This is a genomic window from Polynucleobacter sp. MWH-S4W17 (assembly GCF_018687535.1).
Taxonomy (GTDB): domain Bacteria; phylum Pseudomonadota; class Gammaproteobacteria; order Burkholderiales; family Burkholderiaceae; genus Polynucleobacter.
The window spans coordinates 1,810,197-1,829,087 of sequence record NZ_CP061295.1; the positions used below are offsets into that span (position 1 = coordinate 1,810,197).

17 protein-coding genes are annotated in these 18,891 nt (G+C 46.5%); 13 read left to right on the top strand and 4 right to left on the bottom strand.

Annotated features, from left to right (window positions below):
• Positions 1-22: 22 nt before the first annotated feature.
• Genes glyS through C2755_RS09060 form a run of 3 tightly spaced genes read left to right on the top strand, consistent with a single transcriptional unit; the run spans position 23 to position 3,472 of the window.
• Positions 23-2,161: a glycine--tRNA ligase subunit beta gene (gene glyS, locus C2755_RS09050; protein ID WP_215321027.1), complete on the top strand. Its 2,139-nt coding sequence runs from the start codon at positions 23-25 to the stop codon at positions 2,159-2,161.
• On the top strand, positions 2,158-2,730 hold the full coding sequence (gene gmhB, locus C2755_RS09055) for a D-glycero-beta-D-manno-heptose 1,7-bisphosphate 7-phosphatase (RefSeq protein WP_215321028.1): 573 nt from the start codon (positions 2,158-2,160) through the stop codon (positions 2,728-2,730). Before glyS ends, gmhB begins: the two co-directional genes overlap by 4 nt.
• A gap of 7 nt (positions 2,731-2,737) precedes the next feature.
• Positions 2,738-3,472 carry a 1-acyl-sn-glycerol-3-phosphate acyltransferase gene (locus C2755_RS09060; RefSeq protein WP_215321029.1) on the top strand — a complete coding sequence of 245 codons (735 nt, stop codon included), beginning with the start codon at positions 2,738-2,740 and terminating at the stop codon, positions 3,470-3,472.
• Between the two features lie 48 nt (positions 3,473-3,520).
• Here the strand turns inward: C2755_RS09060 and rsmA are convergent, their stop codons facing one another.
• From rsmA to C2755_RS09080, 4 genes are read right to left on the bottom strand one after another with little or no spacing between them, the layout of a single operon-like run.
• Positions 3,521-4,297: a 16S rRNA (adenine(1518)-N(6)/adenine(1519)-N(6))-dimethyltransferase RsmA gene (gene rsmA / locus C2755_RS09065; protein ID WP_215321030.1), complete on the bottom strand. Its 777-nt coding sequence runs from the start codon at positions 4,295-4,297 to the stop codon at positions 3,521-3,523.
• A gap of 3 nt (positions 4,298-4,300) precedes the next feature.
• Entirely contained in the window at positions 4,301-5,308 is a 1,008-nt protein-coding gene (gene pdxA / locus C2755_RS09070) for a 4-hydroxythreonine-4-phosphate dehydrogenase PdxA (RefSeq protein ID WP_215321031.1), read from the bottom strand.
• Positions 5,283-6,728: a peptidylprolyl isomerase gene (locus C2755_RS09075; RefSeq protein ID WP_251368465.1), complete on the bottom strand. Its 1,446-nt coding sequence runs from the start codon at positions 6,726-6,728 to the stop codon at positions 5,283-5,285. The genes pdxA and C2755_RS09075 overlap by 26 nt, the downstream gene beginning before the upstream one ends.
• Before the next feature lie 8 nt (positions 6,729-6,736).
• Complete coding sequence (locus C2755_RS09080) at positions 6,737-9,271, bottom strand: LPS-assembly protein LptD (protein WP_215321033.1); 2,535 nt, start codon at positions 9,269-9,271, stop codon at positions 6,737-6,739.
• Positions 9,272-9,304: 33 nt separating this feature from the next.
• Here C2755_RS09080 and C2755_RS09085 point away from each other — a divergent pair, with 33 nt between their 5' ends.
• The 10 genes from C2755_RS09085 (at position 9,305) to ruvB (ending at position 18,890) form a co-directional block, all read left to right on the top strand.
• Entirely contained in the window at positions 9,305-10,306 is a 1,002-nt protein-coding gene (locus tag C2755_RS09085; RefSeq protein WP_215321034.1) for an aminoglycoside phosphotransferase family protein, read from the top strand.
• A gap of 10 nt (positions 10,307-10,316) precedes the next feature.
• Positions 10,317-11,033 (top strand): N-acetylmuramate alpha-1-phosphate uridylyltransferase MurU, encoded by a 717-nt coding sequence (murU, locus tag C2755_RS09090; RefSeq protein WP_215321035.1) that lies wholly within the window; start codon positions 10,317-10,319, stop codon positions 11,031-11,033.
• The gene (locus C2755_RS09095) at positions 11,026-12,393 is read left to right on the top strand and encodes an aminopeptidase P N-terminal domain-containing protein (RefSeq protein WP_251368466.1); all 1,368 of its coding nucleotides are present in this window, start codon (positions 11,026-11,028) and stop codon (positions 12,391-12,393) included. Before murU ends, C2755_RS09095 begins: the two co-directional genes overlap by 8 nt.
• Before the next feature lie 16 nt (positions 12,394-12,409).
• Entirely contained in the window at positions 12,410-13,567 is a 1,158-nt protein-coding gene (locus tag C2755_RS09100) for an FAD-dependent monooxygenase (protein WP_215321037.1), read from the top strand.
• A 128-nt stretch (positions 13,568-13,695) separates the two neighbouring features.
• Positions 13,696-14,712, top strand: a complete 1,017-nt coding sequence (gene dusB / locus C2755_RS09105) for a tRNA dihydrouridine synthase DusB (protein ID WP_215321038.1) — start codon at positions 13,696-13,698, stop codon at positions 14,710-14,712.
• Positions 14,713-14,765: 53 nt separating this feature from the next.
• Positions 14,766-15,005: a helix-turn-helix domain-containing protein gene (locus C2755_RS09110; RefSeq protein WP_072582732.1), complete on the top strand. Its 240-nt coding sequence runs from the start codon at positions 14,766-14,768 to the stop codon at positions 15,003-15,005.
• A gap of 52 nt (positions 15,006-15,057) precedes the next feature.
• Entirely contained in the window at positions 15,058-16,638 is a 1,581-nt protein-coding gene (gene purH / locus C2755_RS09115; RefSeq protein WP_215321039.1) for a bifunctional phosphoribosylaminoimidazolecarboxamide formyltransferase/IMP cyclohydrolase, read from the top strand.
• Between the two features lie 25 nt (positions 16,639-16,663).
• Complete coding sequence (ruvC, locus tag C2755_RS09120; protein ID WP_215321040.1) at positions 16,664-17,182, top strand: crossover junction endodeoxyribonuclease RuvC; 519 nt, start codon at positions 16,664-16,666, stop codon at positions 17,180-17,182.
• Between the two features lie 29 nt (positions 17,183-17,211).
• Complete coding sequence (gene ruvA / locus C2755_RS09125; protein ID WP_215321041.1) at positions 17,212-17,793, top strand: Holliday junction branch migration protein RuvA; 582 nt, start codon at positions 17,212-17,214, stop codon at positions 17,791-17,793.
• A gap of 26 nt (positions 17,794-17,819) precedes the next feature.
• Positions 17,820-18,890, top strand: coding sequence for a Holliday junction branch migration DNA helicase RuvB (gene ruvB, locus C2755_RS09130; RefSeq protein ID WP_215321042.1), 1,071 nt, complete (start codon positions 17,820-17,822; stop codon positions 18,888-18,890).
• Position 18,891: the final 1 nt, after the last annotated feature.

The following is an 18,891-nucleotide window of genomic DNA, read 5'->3' on the forward strand; positions in this document are numbered from 1 at the left end:
TCGAGATTTCTGCATTCCACTTATGAGCACATCTAATTTAAAACCTCAATCAGCGACTTTATTGATCGAGGTATTTACCGAAGAACTGCCACCTAAGACTCTGCGTCGCTTAGGTGATGCATTTAGCGAAGGCATCTTTGCAGGACTCAAAACAGCCGGCCTTGCATCAGAATCATCGAGGATGACCGGCTTTGCAACCCCGCGCCGTTTAGCCGTTCAAGTCACTAACGTTCTTGATCAAGCGCCCGACTACCCTGTGCGGGAAAAATTATTACCTACTAGCATTGCATTTGACGCTGAAGGCAAGGCAACCCCACCACTACTCAAAAAATTAGGCGCTCTTGGGTATGGGGATGTTGATCTTGCCACTTTAGAAAAAGCAGGCGAGGGTAAGAATGAAGCCCTGTACCTTAATGTCATTGCTAAAGGTGCTGCGCTTGAGAAAACTGCACAGGCTGCGCTTGAGCAAACATTGAGCAAGCTGCCCATTGCAAAAATGATGCACTACCAAGTGCTGCAAAAGGATGGTCAATTGGCCGACGTGCAATTTGCTCGTCCTGCCCACCGCATCATTGCACTACACGGCGACAGTACTTTAAAAATCAGTGCTTTGGGTATCGATGCGGCCAATCAAACCGAAGGGCATCGTTTCCTGGCTCCTGGTCTCATCACTATTACGAATGCAGACCAATACGAGACCACTTTGCAGTCCAACGCGAAGATTATTCCTAGCTTTAATCAGCGTCGGGCGCAAATTGAAGCGGCCCTATTAAAAGCGGCTGGCGATGATTTGGTATTGATGCCGGATAGCCTTCTAGATGAAGTAACAGCCCTTGTTGAGTGGCCGGCCATCTATGAATGCCATTTTGATCAAGAGTTCTTAGAAGTGCCTCAAGAATGCTTGATTTTGACCATGCAAACCAATCAAAAGTACTTTGCATTAACAGACAAGCAAGGCAAATTACGTAATCGCTTCTTGATTGCTTCTAATATTGAAACAGGTAAGCCTGATGCCATCATTTCAGGCAATGAGCGCGTTGTACGCCCACGCTTGTCCGATGCTCGCTTCTTCTTCCAACAAGATCAAAAGCGCCCTTTGGCTTCTCGTGTGGCAGATCTTGGTAAGGTGGTTTATCACAACCAGTTAGGCAATCAGCTAGATCGCACAAAGCGCGTTCAAGGGTTAGCTGTAGGTATCGCCAAAAAACTGGGTGCCGATGAAAAGCTAGCATCACGCGCTGCAGAAATTGCTAAAACAGACTTACTAACCGATATGGTTGGCGAGTTTCCGGAGTTGCAAGGAATCATGGGGCGCTATTACGCTACTCATGATGGCGAGAATGCTGATGTTGCTAGTGCTTGCAGCGAACACTATATGCCGCGCTTTGCCGGCGATGCTTTGCCACAAACCCAAACTGGCACGATCTTAGCCATTGCCGACAAACTAGAAACATTGGTTGGCATTTGGGGTGTTGGACTTGCCCCTACAGGCGATAAAGACCCGTATGCTCTACGTCGTCATGCCTTAGGTATTTGCCGCTTGCTCTTGGAAAAGAATCTTTCACTCAATTTGCCTGAATTAATTGAATTAGCTCGTGCGCAGTTTCCCCAAGCGGATGTACAAGAAAAAGCAAAGGCTGCCGATATCTATGCCTTCATCATTGATCGCTTACGTGCCTATTTGCGAGACCAATCAGTTGCTGGTAAAGCATTTACTAGCGCCGAGATTGATGCTGTCCTGAGTCAAGACCCAGCGCAAATTAATGATTTAATCGAGCGCTTGACTGCCTTGCGTGAATTTAATGCTCTGGCAGAAGCGGCTCAGCTCGCTGCTGCCAATAAGCGCATTAGCAATATTCTGAAGAAAACCACTACCGCTATTCCTGTAGCGTGTTCAGCCAAATTACTGCAAATTCCTGCAGAGGCAACACTACACAAGGCATTGGAAGCGGTGACTCCTGCACTCAATACCGCTTATGAGAAGCGTCAATTTGTTGAACTCTTAAGAGCGCTGGTCGCCTTGAGCGGACCAATTGATCAATTCTTTGCGGATGTGATGGTCATGGATCCTAATCCTGAGCTACGTGATAACCGCTTAGCCCTCCTGCAACAACTTCACCAGAAAATGAATCTCGTTGCCGATCTCGGCAAATTAGCATGAGCTCCAGCTCTTCTAAATTAGTCATTCTTGATCGCGATGGCGTGATCAATGAAGATCGCGATGATTATGTAAAGTCAGTGGACGAATGGCTTCCCCTTCCAGGAAGCTTAGAGGCGATAGCCTTACTCAATCAAGCGGGCTATCAAATTGCCTTGGCAACCAATCAGTCAGGTCTTTCCAGGGGCTACTTCACAGTTAATGATCTACATGCCATGCATAGCAAAATGGAGGCTTTGCTAAAGCCATTAGGTGGTCATATCGACAGCATCTTCTTTTGCCCCCATCAAGATTCACATCAATGTGATTGCCGTAAACCGGCCCCAGGAATGATGAAAGAAATTGCATTGCGCTACAAGAGGATAGATAGCATCAAACCACTGACAGGCGTTCCTATAGTGGGGGATTCTTTACGGGATCTCCAGGCTGGCGTAGCCTTGGGAGCTTCACCCCACCTAGTGCTCACCGGCAAGGGTGAAAAAACGCTTACAAAAGGTGATCTACCTGAAGGCACGCAAATTCATGCTGATCTACTGGCTTTTGCAAATGCACTTTTAGAAAATAAGGTTTAGACCCATCGTGAAATTGATTCGCTCCATCCTCTTTGCCTTATTTTTAGTTATATTCACGCCCATTTGGTCAGTGCTATGCATGTTGGCCTTTCCATTCCTAAGCCCAGAAAACCGTTACACATTTATTGGGCTCTGGAACAAAATCGTTATCGCCCTATTAAAGCCATTGTGCGGCATTCATTATGAAATCCGCGGCATAGAGAATATGCAGGCCGTACTCAATGAACGCGTCATCATCTTAAGTAAGCACCAGTCCGCTTATGAAACCATTGCGTATATCGCACTACTGCCAAAACAACTTTGCTTTGTCTTTAAGCGCGAACTACTTTGGATCCCATTTTTTGGTTGGGCACTCGCCTTACTAAAGATGATCCACATTAATCGTTCTAATAAGCAGACAGCAGCCCATTCTGTAGCGACTCAAGGTCGTAAACGCTTAAGTGAAGGTAAATGGATCATGCTCTTTCCAGAAGGCACTAGAACTCCTATTGGATCAACGAAGCCTTACCGCAAAGGTGGGGCACGCCTTGCGAATGCTACAGATGCACTAGTGATTCCGATTGCACACAACGCTGGTCGTTGCTGGCCGAAAAATAGCTTTGTCAAGGAACCGGGCACAGTCATCTTTTCAATTGGTCCAGCAATTAGCTCAACCAATAAATCAGCAGAAGAGCTCCAACGGGAAGTAGAAGGCTGGATTGAAGCTGAAATGCGCGTGATTGACCCCAGCGCTTATAAATAATTCACTAGAAGGCAGTAATTCAGTGCTGAGTCAGGACTGAATATTGATTTATGAGGCTAGAACTTTAGCCCACTCGATATAGCGGTCAACGGAAATATCCTGGGCTCTCGCCTTAAGCTCTATCTCCGTCAAACTCAATCTGCCTGAAAAAGCACTCAAATTAGTCCGCAACATTTTTCTTCTTTGGGAGAAGGCGGCGGCAACTACTTTTTCCAATGAATTCCATTGAGCATCAGTCAATGTGAAGTCCCTTCTTGGGATCATCCGCACTACAGCTGAGTTCACTTTGGGCTGAGGATCAAAAGCTTCAGGAGGCACCTCTAGCACTAGCTCCATGTCGTAACGGGCTTGTAGCATGACCGACAAACGACTGAAATCAGAACTTCCGGCCTTTGCAACCATTCTTTCCACCACCTCAGCTTGCAACATAAATACCTGCTCATCAATTGAGGCCGCAGCAGAAACCAAATGGAACAATAAAGGCGAAGAAATATTGTATGGAAGATTACCAACCACTTTACATAAACCTTGCTTGGTCGATCTATTTTGAGCCCATGTCAAAAAGTCAAACTTGAGCGCATCACCCTCAATCACTGTGAGGCTTTTGAGATTTTTCTCATTCCAAAAAGCCACCAAATCACGGTCAATCTCCAAAAGATCTAGGTGATCAAGATTGCTCAGTAAAGGAAGGGTTAGCGCACCCAGGCCAGGACCAATCTCAATGACATGCATGTCCGCACCAGGATTGATAAGCGCAACAATAGAATAAATAATTCCATTGTCCTGCAAAAAGTTTTGGCCAAATCGTTTGCGAGCGCGATGCATGTTTTAGACTTGCTTTCGTTTATTCAGAGCCAACTTATATGCCAAACGCAAAGCCTCAAGCATGCTCTTAGAGTCCGCCACACCTTTACCGGCGATATCCAAAGCGGTTCCGTGATCTACAGAAGTGCGAATAATGGGCAATCCTAAAGTGACATTAACGCCATTACCAAAGGTCACAAACTTAAACGGCGCGAGTCCTTGATCGTGATACATCGCAATAAAAGCATCTACTTGTGCAACAGATTCTGGATCAAACATTGTGTCGCCAGGATAAGGGCCAGAAACATGGATTCCCATCTTCTTGGCTGCTTCAATTGACGGTGAGATGGCATCAATCTCCTCTCGGCCCAAATAACCTGACTCTCCTGCATGTGGATTTAAACCCGCCATTCGAATGATGGGCTTAGCGATTCCGAATTTCTGCTGTAAATCTTGATTGACGATTTGAATCGTTTCCAATATCAAGTCATAACTCACCGCTGGCGCAACTTCCTTTAAAGGAAGATGAGTTGTGACGAGAGCAACACGTAAATCCCTGGGTACCTTGAGCCCCAAAAATCCAATGGGCAATGGTGCGCACAACATCATCACCACATGAGAAACCTTGCAGCGCTGTGCTAGGTATTCCGTATGCCCTGTAAATGGCGTACCAGCCTCATTAATAATGCTTTTTTGAAGAGGCGCAGTCACCATGGCGTCAAAGAGCCCTTGCTGACAACCATCAATCGCCTGATCTAAAAGATTCACCACATACTGAGCGTTTTGCGAATTCAAACTCCCCAAAACAACAGGGGCTCCCAGGGGAAAGGATTGGATTTGTAATCGACTAGATAACTCTGAGCTAAGCCCCTTAGATAATGTCAATAACTGGTCGTTACCCAATAAAGTGATGCGAGCATCTGCATGTTCACGTAGAAACTCCAGCGAAGCAGCTAAAGAAACTTCTGGCCCGACGCCGGCTGGTTCACCTGTAGTTATAACGAGATTAACGAGGTGCGCTGCTTGCTGCATCTTCCACGTTCAGAATTTTTACAGTTGCGTTATCACGCAGCTCACGCATCCACTCTTGATAAGCTTGCTCAAACTTTCTCTCACGGATTGCTGCTTTTGCAAATTGACGCTGCTTTTCAACGGTCAGCTGGCCTTCGCGACGCTCTAATACCTGAATTAAGTGCCAACCAAACTCGGTTTTTACAGGGTTACTAACTTCGCCAATCTGTAAGCGATTCATAGCTTGCTCAAATTCAGGAACCAAATCTCCAGGACTCATCCAACCTAACTCACCGCCATTTGCCGCAGATCCATCTTCAGAATATTTCTTTGCAAGTTCCGCAAAGTCCGCAGTCTTTGCCCGCACCTGATCACGGTAGCCCTGCAAGCGCCTCTCTGCATCTTGATCACTTAAACCAGGACGACTTCTTAACAAGATGTGGCGAGATAAAGTTTGGGTAATGGGAATATTTTGCGGGGTAGGTGAACCGGCATCAGATGCTGTAGCTTGTTGTTGAGGAGTGCTAGCGCCTGCTGCACGGCGATCTAGAACTTTGAGCACATGGTACCCAGCAGGACTTTTAACAACTGTATTAGCAACCTGGCCACCACCAGTATTACGAATAGCCTCATAAAACAATTGCGGCAAACGATCAGGAGTACGGTAGCCCAACTCTTGAAACTTAATCTTTGGATTATCTTTTGCAGCCATTGCACCTAGCTGCAGAAAATCGACATCCCCACGAGCATCCTTTAATAGAGCGTCCGCTTTCTTTTTTGCTTCAGCCTGAGCCCCCGCACCGGCACCGGTATCAACCGGGATAAAGATTTGCGCTACATCAATTTCCTCCGGCTCGCCGTTAGCTGCTGGAGTTGACCGTGGCGCACCGCCTGATGTCATGGCACGAGTACGCTCGGCAATGAAGTTATCTATCTCAGCATCTGATATTTTGAGCTTACCCTCAACTTCGCGCTCTCGATAGCGGGTAACGATGACATCATCGCGCAAGGTCTCCTTATAACGCTCAAACGTAGTCCCAGTAGCGATTACCTTAGCTTTAAATTCTGCATAACTTAGCTTGTTCTTGGCGGCAATGTCACCAATAATTCTGTCCAACTCCTTATTGGTAACCTTAACCCCTTCTTGATCAGCATTTTGCAGTTGGATTTTTTCTAAAATGAGTCGATCTAAAATTACCTTACGCAGTGAACCATCTTCAGGTAATTTCACACCTTGTTTTTTAAGTGCAGCAATTCGGTCATCAATCTCTTTACGGGTTACATAACCCGTGTTGACAACTGCAGCTACGCCATCAATATTACGAATTTTGCTTTCGGCAATAGTATTCGTCTTTGCCGAATCCTGGGCAAAAGCAATATTCACAAATAATCCAATGCCAATTAAAATGGCATGAATACTAATTTGCTTAAAACGTTTCATACAAAGCATTATTGATAGTTCTCGTATGTTGAAGGTGGTATAGGCTTGGAAGTAGGCATATATCCGGGAACATTTAGCTTCATGATATCAACAGGATTGCCTCCAGCGCTACCAAAGCCCTTAAATTCAACCTGAAAGAGCACCTGAGTGGTGGTTATTTGCGAAGTATTTAAGACTTGGGAGTAAGCCCCACGGAAAGTCCAGCAGTCCCTGCTCCACTCCAAGGCCACTAAGGAGTTCAAAGTCTTAGTAGTCAAGGCATCATATCCCCAACGTCCTAAAACAGAAATTTCCCGTGTAATAGGCCATTGCCCAGAAATATTGTATTGATCCGTTGTCGTTTGAGCCAGGGTTGCTGGAGTTGGACCAAAAGCCTGCGTGGGAGGAGACCAAACATTCCGGTATCCGAAATTTAAACTCCTGCCTTGTGTTGGGCGCCAACTACCACCAACCGTAGTTTGTACAAATTTATTTAACTGGGTGTTGTATTGACCAAATAAATCCGCACTAAAGTTTCCAAGCAGGCGAAGTGAAGCAGAACCTAAAGTATCAGAATACGTAGTTGGATTCAGAATCGTTCCATTCAGACCAACCTTTTGTCCAGTGAACTGCTGCTTTTGAGCAAGTGTTACGTTCGCACGTTCCGCTCCAGTATTAGCCTCAATCATGCGACTGGTTAAACCAAGGGTGGTGGCATTACTATCTGCAATACGATCATTACCAACAAAAGTATTTTCACTGAAAATTTGGGAAACACCAAAACCAGCATCAGCCGTATCAAACAGGGGTGTCTGCGATTGATTTTGATAGGGCGTATAAACATAGAAAGCGCGCGGCTCCATTGTCAGCAACATATCACGGCCAAAGAAGCCCTTTAATTCAGCAGCATCCCTTTCAAACGCCAGGCCCGAATCCAGACTAAATGTTGGGATCGTAAAGCCTTGCGGTGGGGGTGCAGCGCCTAGAGGATTGGCGCTAGTAACTGCAGCAGTAGCAGCATAAGTATTAGACTGAAAACTGACCTTTGGAGTGATGTAGTAGCCCGGAGTAATCTGCGGTAGAGCCATTGCACCCTTAATAACAGTTCGATCCGCTTGACTATATAAGTATCCAGCCGGGGCATAAGCTAAATTACTATTTACGTTATACGCAAAACGGGTGTAATCCGTAGAAAAGGTGGTGGCAGGGCCTGTTGGCAACGTCACATACTTACCACTGACATCTGCCACCGCTGGAGTAAGTCGATTGTTGTAGGACGCATTAATATTCGGCAATACATTGTAGGGAGATTGCACTGGGGCAGTTAGGTCAGGCTGCAAGGTCTGGAAGGTGATTGCTTTTGCTGAAACATTCCAATTACTTAAACTTCCCGTTAGCCCTTTCGTGGTCCCAACCTCTTGGCGAAACTGACTTGTAACGGCTCCTGCAATACTTTGCGAGAAATCCGTTGGATATAAATTGTCAGAAACACGGGACATATTTGCATAACCTGACCATGCGCCTGGCATCGGAATGCCGCCAGGACCTACACTCCCACTAAATACTTGTCGTTGTTGCCAGTCATACTTCCAGCGACTGGTGCCGGTTTTTTTGTCGTATGACATATATTCACCCATCGCAGTTCCGGAGTACTGAGTATCTAAGAAGCGATATTGCGCGCCGAGCATTGCACCGCGATGATTCATATAGCGGGGCAATAAAAGCAAGTCACGATTAGGGGCGATATTGACGTAGTAAGGCTGGGTAATATCAAGGCCGTTATTAGAACTGTAGCCAGCGACCGGAGCAAGTAAACCAGTGCGACGTTGTCCTCCAGTAGGCGCAGTGAAATAAGGGACATAGGCAATAGGCACATCAAAGAAACGCATCACACCATGGGTCCCTACCATCTCCTTTTGCTCATTATCGATTTCTAGAGTGCTGGCAGAAAAATACCAATCCATGTTTTGCGGTGTACAGGTGGTGTACGTTGCTTTATCAAAAACAAAGATATCGGTATTTTCAATCGTTAATTTTTTAACCTGGCCATTACCGCCGTTATCCCTCAATTCATATTCGGCTGTCTCCATAGAGCCCTCGCGCGCATCAACCTTGAAAGTTCCTTTGGGCCCTTTAAAAGTTACATTCCCCTTAGAGAGCTCCACATTCCCTAATAAATCGGCAACGTCGGTGTCGGGGTTATAAGTAATTTCATCCGCTTTAACGACCCCACCATTGCGGCGAATTTGGGCTCGTCCTTGTAAATGCATATCACGATCAACAACTCCATTTACTGAATCGCTTGAAGTAAAGGTTAAAGCCTCTCCATCATTAATGGGCTTACCGACCCGCAGCTGATCATCCAACTTTAAAACAGTGACATTGCCGCGATCTGGCAATAAAACGGTATTGGTATTAGCTTGTGCATTTGCAGGCAAAGGAGCAGGTGCTTGAGCACGTCCGCAGAGGGCAAATTGAAGCAATGCCACCCCCATCAATACGCGCAGGGTTACATGCAAAAAAAGAGGGGCGCAAAGGCCGGCGCGACGGCGATAATGACTCATAGATCCAGACCCGCCTTATTATACGAATCGACCATGACTGACTCACGCTTAAACACCCTCCGTAACTGGCTAAAAGCCCTAGAAGCTAGCTGGCAATTAGATCTCGACTCTTTGGTGCCAGCCTCGGCTGACGCCAGCTTTCGACGCTATTTTCGAATTGAGTCCAAAAAGCCCAATTTTGGGACTTTGATCGTAATGGACGCCCCGCCCCAACATGAGCCTTTGGATGCCTTTATAAAGGTCGATTTATTACTCGCTGAGGCTGGTCTAAATGTGCCAAAAATCCTAGAGCAAAATCTTGCTGAAGGCTTCTTGCTCTTAAACGATTTAGGCACTAAAACCTACTTAGCCGAGCTCAACAATGAAACGGCTGATTATCTTTACAAAGATGCAACTCACGCTCTAGTGCTCATGCAATCAGCAAGCAAACCAGGGGTTTTGCCAAACTATGATGAAGCGCTATTACAACGAGAATTAGATTTATTTCCAGAGTGGTATCTAAAAAAGCATCTCAATATCAATCTGAGCGAACAACAAACAGAACAGCTCAAGAAATCTTTTGAGTTCATTATTGAAAATAATTTAGCTCAAGCTAAAGTGTATGTTCATCGTGATTACCATTCTCGCAACTTAATGGTGACTGAAAAACGTAATCCTGGAGTAATTGACTTTCAGGATGCAGTTTACGGACCTATTACTTATGATGCTTCTTCACTGTGGCGTGATGCCTATATTGCATGGCCCGAAGAATGTGTGATTGATTGGGTTATTAAATTTTGGGAGGATGGTCGTAAAGCAGGATTGCCAATGCCAAATGATTTTGGACAGTTCTATCGTGACTTTGAATGGATGGGCTTACAGCGCCACCTTAAAGTTTTGGGCATTTTTGCAAGACTCCTTCATCGTGACGGCAAGGATGGGTACATTAAAGATATTCCACTTGTGTTGGAATACGCTATTGCAACAGCGAACCGTTATATTGAACTAAAACCATTAGCCCGGATTCTGGAATCTACTCGCATAAATCAAGCGTAATTCATAAACCATGAGTCAGCTCAATCCCATACCTTGTTTTTTACTAGCGGCTGGACGCGGCGAGCGTATGCGCCCCCTTACAGATGATTTACCCAAGCCTTTACTCGCTATTCAAAAAAAATCTTTGCTGGAGTGGCATTTGGAAGCGCTGGCAAAGGCAAAGATTCAGGATGTCGTGATTAACCATGCTTGGTTGGGTGAAAAAATTGAGGCAGCCCTAGGTAATGGAGATCAATTTGGTCTTCACATTAAATACTCTCCGGAAGGCAGGGCCCTTGAAACCGCTGGGGGTATTTGCAAGGCGCTCCCCATCATTGCACCCAAAGACTACTTCTTAGTCATTAATGGGGATGTATTTAGCCCGAAGCTACCAATTACCCAGCTTTTGGAAGCAACCTCCAAAATGCGAATGGACGAAAGCAAGCCTTTGGCCCACCTATTAATGGTCCCCAACCCAATCCAGCATCCTGAAGGAGATTTTTACCTCCAAGGTTCGGTGGTTGGAAACACCCAATCACTTGGAGCAGAAAAGCTCACCTTCTCTGGAATTGGGATTTATCACAAAGACCTCTTCCAAGACTTGGAATTCGGTACCCCAGCTAAGCTCGCGCCCCTATTAAGAACTGCCATGGAGCAAAATAAAGTGTCTGGTGAAAAATATCTCGGTCCATGGCACGATGTAGGCACACCACAACGCTTGCAAGAGCTTAATGCAGCATATGAATAAAACTAACATTTATCAGCTTCGTAGAAACCAATTAGCAGAACAAATCTTTGCCAAGACTGGCGGAGGTATTGTTGTCATCTCAACTGCTCCTGAACTTTCTCGCAACCGTGACAGTGAATTTCCTTATCGTCACGACAGCGACTTTTATTATCTGACGGGTTTCGAGGAGCCGGGCGCAACACTCGTCATGAAGGTTGGTAGCTATGGAAAAAACTTCCAACTGCAATCCCACTTATTTTGTAGACCCAAAGATTCTGAGCGAGAAATTTGGGATGGCATTCGCCTTGGGCCTGAAGCAGCACCGGACGCTTTGGGTATTGACTACGCATATAGCAACCAAGAGTTAGATCAAAAACTCGGTGACTTACTGGCTGATCAAGATGCGGTATATATTCGCCTTGCTGAGAGCGCCGAAGCCGATAGACGCCTACGTCACTGGATGAAACAGGTGCGTGGACAAGCACGTTCTGGTGTAAATCCACCATCAGAATTTCATGATGTTGAAACGCTGATTCATGAAATGCGTTTATTTAAAGATGTAGATGAAATTGATATCATGCGCCGAGCTGCAGAGATCTCCGCTCGTGCGCATATCCGCGCTATGCAAGTCTGTAAGCCTGGCCTACGTGAATATCAACTTGAAGCTGAATTACTACATGAGTTCCGCAATAGCGGTTCGCAAAGTGTTGCCTACAACAGCATTGTTGCCGGTGGTGCAAACTCTTGCATTCTTCACTATCGCGCAGGCTCAACTGAATTACGTAGTGGCGAGCTTTGTCTGATTGATGCGGGTTGTGAACTCGATGGTTATGCATCAGACATTACACGTACCTTTCCAGTCAATGGGAAATTTACGGGGCCGCAACGAGCTTTGTATGACATCACATTAGCCGCGCAAGAAGCTGCGATTGCGATGACCAGGCCTGGCAATACATTTATGCAGCCACATGAAGCGGCACTTAAAGTGCTGACCCAAGGTCTGCTGGATGAAAAGCTTCTCAAACTTTCAGAGTTGGGTTCTTTAGAAAACGCCATTGAGACTGGCGCCTACCGTCGTTTCTACATGCACCGCACGTCCCACTGGCTGGGCATGGATGTCCACGATGTAGGCTCTTATCGTGAAACCGCCCAAAACCTATCAAGCGAAGAAAAGCCTTGGCGCATCCTAAAAAGCGGCATGGTGATTACGGTGGAACCAGGCCTCTATATCAGACCTACTGATGATGTTGATCAGGCCTTTTGGAATATTGGTATTCGTATTGAAGATGACGCTGTCATCAATGATTTTGGGTGTGAGTTGATTTCTCGAGGCGTACCTGTCACAGCCGATGAAATCGAAGCACTCATGAAGAATGCTTAAGACCGCCATAATAAAAATGAATTCATCTCATTGCGATATCTTGATTCAAGGCGGCGGGCCAGTTGGGCTTGCTTGTGCTGCCTGGACCCTGCAGAAATTCCCCGAAGCAAAGATTATTTTGCTTGATCGCAACCCCGTAAATGACAACGATCTTGCAAGTGCCGACAGCCGAGGCATTGCCCTATCGCACGGCAGCAAACTCTTGCTCGATACGATTAATGCATGGCCAAAAGAGTTTGCAGAAATTCATCGAGTGCATGTTTCGCAAGCGGGTCGCTTTGGCCGCGCACTGATGACGCGTGAAGAGCTCAAGCAAGATGCGCTAGGGCACATTATTCGTTATCGCGACATTCATATGGCTCTGCGTCACTCCTTACGGGCTATTCAAGCAAAGAGCCCTAACTTCGTTTGGAAGCACATCAATCCGGATGTCGAGGAAAAAAGCATCTACGCTCAATGCATCGTGCATGCTGAGGGTGGTTTATTTAAGACGCAAGACTGGGTTGAATCTGGACGCGACTATGGGCAGTCAGCCCTCGTAGGTTTAGTTGAGGTTGAGAATGCGGAACCTCATCAAGCTTGGGAACGTTTTACTGCTGAAGGTCCGTTAGCCGTTTTACCAAGTCACTACGGACATCATATTTTGAATCTGGTTTGGTGCGGCTCGCCAGAATCGTCGCAGCATCGCTTGCAACTGAGTGACACAGATTTCTTAGTTGAACTACAAAAAGAATTTGGTTCACGGATTGGACGTTTTCTGAAAATTCAAGATCGTCGTTTATATGAACTTGGCCTGAACTATCGCAAAGCGATTACTCATGACAATGAGGTTTGGGTTGGCAATGCCGCTCAAACTTTGCACCCAGTAGCGGGTCAAGGCCTGAATTTAGGATTACGAGATGCCTTCTTACTGTCGGAGAAGTTAGTTGAGGTATTTTCTGGGGCTGCCGAGAATCAATCTCCAGCAGACATCCAAAATGCACTCCAGAGTTACGCTCAAAGTCGCAAAGCTGATAGAACAACAACCATCGGACTGACAGACTTTATGGCTAGAGTATTTACATCCAATTTAGCCCCAGTTGTTGTAGCCCGTGGATTGGCTTTAAGCGCCCTGCAGTGGCTTCCGCCGTTCAAGACAGCCTTAGCTCGCCAGATGATGTTTGGTAGGCGCTAAAGCCCTTAAATCACCCTCAAAATATAAGCATTCTCTGTTTGATCTGTAGCAAGCAATCTGCCTAAAAATTAGGCAGATTTGAGCCTGACTGTGCTAAAGTGTCATGCTTTCCGCCCAAGCCCTTTCAGATGAACATTGGTCCTCACCTCCTCGCAAATAGATTATTTGTAGCCCCTATGGCTGGGGTAACGGACCGCCCATTTAGGCAGCTTTGCAAGAAATTGGGCGCCGGATATGCCGTATCCGAAATGGTGGCCTCAAATGCCCTTCTTTGGAAGAGTGAAAAGACTCAACGCCGCGCCAACCATGTTGGTGAATTCAAGCCGATTGCCGTTCAAATTGCCGGGGCTGACCCCGCGATGATGGCGGCAGCTGCAAAAATAAACGTTGATCATGGCGCTCAGATTATTGACATCAACATGGGTTGCCCGGCCAAAAAAGTTTGCAATGTTGCAGCTGGTTCCGCCCTATTGCGAGATGAGCCTCTGGTGCAGCAAATTCTAGAAGCGGTTGTAAATGCCGTTGGTGTCGGTCCAGATGCGGTACCAGTTACTTTGAAAATTCGTACAGGCTGGGATCGTGAACATAAGAATGCCATTGAGATAGCGCGTCTCGCAGAAAAATCTGGCATCTCCATGCTGACGGTCCATGGCCGCACGAGAGCAGACCTGTATCACGGTGAAGCAGAGTATGAAACGATTACGGCAGTCAAAAATAGTGTGAAGATTCCGGTAGTGGCTAATGGTGATATCACCAGCCCAGAAAAGGCAGAGCAGGTTATAAAGCTCACTGGTGCTGATGCCATCATGATTGGTCGAGCTGCTCAAGGTCGCCCTTGGATCTTCCGTGAAATCAACCACTATCTTGAAACCGGTGGCAAGCTGCCAACCCCGGAGATCAATGAGATTCAGGGCATCATGAATGCCCACCTCTTAGACCACTATGAGTTTTATGGTGAGCATATTGGCCTGCGAACTGCACGTAAACATATTGGTTGGTACTGCAAAGGGCTGCGTGACTCCCACGCATTTCGCCAGCGCATGAATACTGCCGACGACTGTAAAACTCAACTGCAAATGGTCAATGATTATTTTGACGAAATGAAATCCCATTCTGACCGCTTGTTATTTTTGGAAGCGGCATAGTTTTAGCTTAAATTAATTTCTTTATTTTTTTGTTTTTGTATTGATAGATTGTTATGACCAATAAGCACCCAATTACCGAATGTATTGAAACCCAATTGCAGGGTTACCTGAATGACCTCAAAGGAACTGCACCAACTGATATCTATGACATGGTATTGGCCGTTGTTGAAAAACCGATGCTGGAATTAGTGATGCAACATGCCAAGCAGAATCAATCACTGGCAGCGCAATATCTAGGCATTAATCGCAACACCCTGCACAAGAAGTTGGTTGAACATCAACTTCTGAAGTAACCGCAAACTTTACTAATAACAAAGCCATTTTTTAAATTAAGCTCCGAAAACCATGATCCATACAGCCCTACTCTCCGTCTCCGATAAAAATGGCATCGTGCCTTTTGCTAAAGCCCTCCATGAGCAAGGCATTAAGCTTATTTCTACAGGCGGCACAGCAAAACTCTTGACCGAAAACAATCTGCCTGTTGTTGAAGTTTCTTCTTTAACGAAATTTCCGGAGATGCTGGATGGTCGTGTAAAAACCCTTCACCCGATGGTCCATGGTGGCCTATTAGCTCGCAGAGATTTCCCGGAACATATGGCAGCCCTGAAAGAGCATGGCATCGACACCATTGATATGCTCGTCATCAATCTTTACCCCTTCAATGAGACTGTTGCTAAGGAAAGCTGCTCATTCGAAGATGCCGTTGAAAACATTGATATCGGTGGCCCAGCAATGCTTCGTGCAGCAGCCAAAAATCACCAAGATGTCACTGTGCTGATCTCACCAGAAGATTACGCTCCTGTCTTAGCAGAAATGAAGGCTAACAAGAATGTTGTTTCTTACAAAACCAATTTGGCTTTAGCGAAAAAAGTATTTGCACATACCGCGCAATACGATGGTGCGATTGCCAACTATCTCTCAGCATTAGGTGATGATCTTGATCACAAAGCCCGTTCTGCCTACCCAGAAACTTTGCACTTTGCCTTTGAAAAAGTACAAGAGATGCGTTACGGTGAGAATCCACACCAGTCTGCAGCATTCTACAAAGATATTTACCCAGTCGATGGCGCGCTAGCCAATTACAAGCAGTTGCAAGGGAAAGAACTTTCTTACAATAATATTGCCGATGCAGATTCTGCCTGGGAATGCGTCAAGAGCTTTACTGGCAATGCAGGTGGTGCCGCAGCTTGCGTCATCATCAAGCACGCCAACCCTTGTGGCGTAGCGGTTGGCGCTTCAGCGCTTGAAGCCTATCAAAAAGCCTTCAAGACTGATCCAAGCTCTGCTTTTGGCGGCATCATCGCCTTTAACGTCCCCTGCAATGGCGCTGCAGCTGAAGCCATCTCCAAGCAATTCGTGGAGGTATTGATTGCTCCTAGCTTTAGTGATGAAGCTAAAGCGATCTTTGCTGCGAAACAAAATGTACGCCTTCTAGAAATTCCATTGGGAACTACATTTAATACTTTTGATTTCAAACGTGTTGGTGGTGGTTTGCTCGTTCAATCCCCTGATGCCAAGAACGTTCTCGAAAGTGAAATGCGCGTTGTCAGTAAGCGTCTGCCAACCCCAAGCGAAATGCACGACATGATGTTTGCATGGCGCGTAGCCAAGTTTGTGAAATCCAATGCCATTGTGTATTGCGCTAATGGGATGACTCTTGGTATCGGCGCCGGTCAAATGAGCCGCGTAGACTCTGCGCGCATGGCTAGCATCAAGGCTGAGAATGCTGGCTTAAGTCTTAAAGGTTCTGCAGTAGCAAGCGATGCCTTCTTCCCATTCCGTGACGGCTTAGATGTGGTTGTTAATGGTGGTGCCAGCTGCGCAATTCAGCCTGGTGGCAGCATGCGTGATGATGAAATCATTGCGGCAGCAAATGAGCATGGCATTGCCATGATCTTTACTGGCACCCGTCACTTCCGTCACTAAGAAAACAAGAAGTTATAAAAAACTCATGCGCTGGATTGGAATCGACCCAGGTTTGCGGACTACCGGCTTTGGAGTCATCGATGTCGATGGCCAAAAGCTGACTTACGTAGCCTCTGGGACGATTGAGAGTGGCGACCCAGCCAATGGTTTACCTGAGCGCTTAGGCGCCCTCTATGCCGGTGTCAAAGAAGTTTTAGAGACCTATCACCCAGAATCTGCCGCGATCGAAGAGGTTTTCTTAAACGTTAATCCCCGCTCTACGCTGATGTTGGGCCAAGCTCGGGGTGCAATCATTGCCGCCCTTGTTTCTGAAAAACTCCCTGTAGCTGAGTACAGCGCCTTAAGAGTCAAGCAGTCCATTGTTGGCAGTGGTAGAGCAGCCAAGCCTCAGGTCCAAGAAATGGTAAAGCGCCTCCTGAAACTCAATCGCGCCCCTGGTACTGACGCCTCTGATGCACTAGGTGTTGCCATTTGTGCTGCTCATCATGCACAAATACCAAAAGCAATTAGTGCTGCCTTGGCTCCCAAGAAACGTAGCAAGTAAAAATACACATCACAGGTTAAGATCTCTACATGATTGGTCGCATTCAAGGTACTCTCGTTTCGGTTCACCCTCCTCGCCTCTTGGTCGACTGCCAAGGGATTGGTTATGAGGTTGATGTGCCTATGAGCACGTTGTATCAATTGCCTCAAGCTGGTCAAAAAATCACTCTTCTAACGCACTTCCAAGTTCGCGAAGATGCGCAGCAACTTTTTGGTTTTGCAACTGAGACTGAGCGTGAAGCATTTAGACAGCTGATCAAAATTAGTGGTGTTGGCTCCCGTACGGCACTAGCCGTTCTCTCAGGCATGAGTGTTAATGAACTGGCGCAAGCTATTGCGCTTCAGGAGGCTGGACGTCTCACACAAGTGCCTGGCATCGGCAAGAAAACCGCTGAACGTCTCTGCCTAGAACTCAAAGGTAAACTAGCTCCAGACTTAGGCATTACTGGCGACAAACCTCAGGCGATTGAAACTAGCAGCGAAGTATTGCAAGCGCTCTTGGCGCTAGGTTATTCAGAAAAAGAAGCACTGTTAGCACTTAAGCAAATTCCACCCGATACCAGTATTTCAGATGGCATCCGTATGGGATTGAAGTATCTATCTAAAGCCTAATAGCCAAACGGTACTAAACTCTCAGCATGGCAATACATACAGACGACCTCAGCTCCATTCCTGAAGATTTACCAGAAGGTAATGCCCGCATTGTGAGCGGTGCAGCGGGCAATACTGAAGCCGTCTTTGAAAGAGCGCTACGCCCTAAACAACTCGATGAGTATGTTGGCCAAACTAAGGCCAGAGCGCAATTAGAGATTTTTATTAGTGCTACGAGAGCGCGCAAGGAAGCCCTGGATCACGTTCTGTTATTTGGGCCTCCTGGACTAGGTAAAACGACTCTTGCTCACATTATTGCGAGAGAGCTAGGCGTGAACTTACGTCAAACGAGTGGCCCTGTTCTAGACAGGCCGGGCGATCTTGCTGCCTTACTTACCAATTTAGAAGAAAACGATGTTCTCTTTATTGATGAGATTCATCGTCTGTCTCCAGTTGTGGAAGAAATTCTGTATCCCGCACTAGAGGATTACAGCCTAGACATCATGATTGGCGAAGGTCCTGCAGCCCGTAGCGTGAAAATTGATCTCAAACCATTTACCTTGATCGGTGCAACTACTCGCGCCGGCATGCTAACTAACCCACTGCGCGATCGCTTTGGTATTGTGGCTAGGCTCGAGTTCTACACCACCGAAGAACTCACTAAAATTATTAATCGCTCAGCTAGCTTGCTTAAGGCTGATATTGATCCAGAAGGCTCAATAGAAATTGCTAAACGTGCCCGTGGCACTCCTCGTATTGCCAACCGCCTATTACGCCGCGTTCGTGACTATGCAGAAGTAAAAGGCACTGGCACGATCACTAAAGCTATGGCAGATGCTGCACTGAAGATGCTGGATGTGGATCCAAGCGGCTTTGATGTGATGGACAGAAAACTCTTAGAGGCAATCTTGCACAAGTTTGATGGGGGCCCTGTAGGTATCGATAACTTGGCAGCTGCTATTGGCGAAGAGCGCGATACGATTGAAGATGTTCTTGAGCCCTATCTCATTCAACAAGGCTATCTACAAAGAACCTCGCGCGGCCGAGTAGCAACTCGCCAAGCCTATGAACACTTTGGGTTAACACCACCCAGCGGAAGTGCTAACCAGGATTTGTAAT

What these genes read in the sequence shown, in the direction of transcription:
- glyS (WP_215321027.1), top strand. Translation starts at nt 23, where the DNA reads ATGAGCACATCTAATTTAAAACCTCAATCAGCGACTTTATTGATCGAG.
- gmhB (WP_215321028.1), top strand. Translation starts at nt 2,158, where the DNA reads ATGAGCTCCAGCTCTTCTAAATTAGTCATTCTTGATCGCGATGGCGTG.
- rsmA (WP_215321030.1), bottom strand. Translation starts at nt 4,297, where the DNA reads ATGCATCGCGCTCGCAAACGATTTGGCCAAAACTTTTTGCAGGACAAT.
- pdxA (WP_215321031.1), bottom strand. Translation starts at nt 5,308, where the DNA reads ATGCAGCAAGCAGCGCACCTCGTTAATCTCGTTATAACTACAGGTGAA.
- C2755_RS09075 (WP_251368465.1), bottom strand. Translation starts at nt 6,728, where the DNA reads ATGAAACGTTTTAAGCAAATTAGTATTCATGCCATTTTAATTGGCATT.
- C2755_RS09080 (WP_215321033.1), bottom strand. Translation starts at nt 9,271, where the DNA reads ATGAGTCATTATCGCCGTCGCGCCGGCCTTTGCGCCCCTCTTTTTTTG.
- C2755_RS09085 (WP_215321034.1), top strand. Translation starts at nt 9,305, where the DNA reads ATGACTGACTCACGCTTAAACACCCTCCGTAACTGGCTAAAAGCCCTA.
- murU (WP_215321035.1), top strand. Translation starts at nt 10,317, where the DNA reads ATGAGTCAGCTCAATCCCATACCTTGTTTTTTACTAGCGGCTGGACGC.
- C2755_RS09095 (WP_251368466.1), top strand. Translation starts at nt 11,026, where the DNA reads ATGAATAAAACTAACATTTATCAGCTTCGTAGAAACCAATTAGCAGAA.
- C2755_RS09100 (WP_215321037.1), top strand. Translation starts at nt 12,410, where the DNA reads ATGAATTCATCTCATTGCGATATCTTGATTCAAGGCGGCGGGCCAGTT.
- dusB (WP_215321038.1), top strand. Translation starts at nt 13,696, where the DNA reads ATGAACATTGGTCCTCACCTCCTCGCAAATAGATTATTTGTAGCCCCT.
- C2755_RS09110 (WP_072582732.1), top strand. Translation starts at nt 14,766, where the DNA reads ATGACCAATAAGCACCCAATTACCGAATGTATTGAAACCCAATTGCAG.
- purH (WP_215321039.1), top strand. Translation starts at nt 15,058, where the DNA reads ATGATCCATACAGCCCTACTCTCCGTCTCCGATAAAAATGGCATCGTG.
- ruvC (WP_215321040.1), top strand. Translation starts at nt 16,664, where the DNA reads ATGCGCTGGATTGGAATCGACCCAGGTTTGCGGACTACCGGCTTTGGA.
- ruvA (WP_215321041.1), top strand. Translation starts at nt 17,212, where the DNA reads ATGATTGGTCGCATTCAAGGTACTCTCGTTTCGGTTCACCCTCCTCGC.
- ruvB (WP_215321042.1), top strand. Translation starts at nt 17,820, where the DNA reads ATGGCAATACATACAGACGACCTCAGCTCCATTCCTGAAGATTTACCA.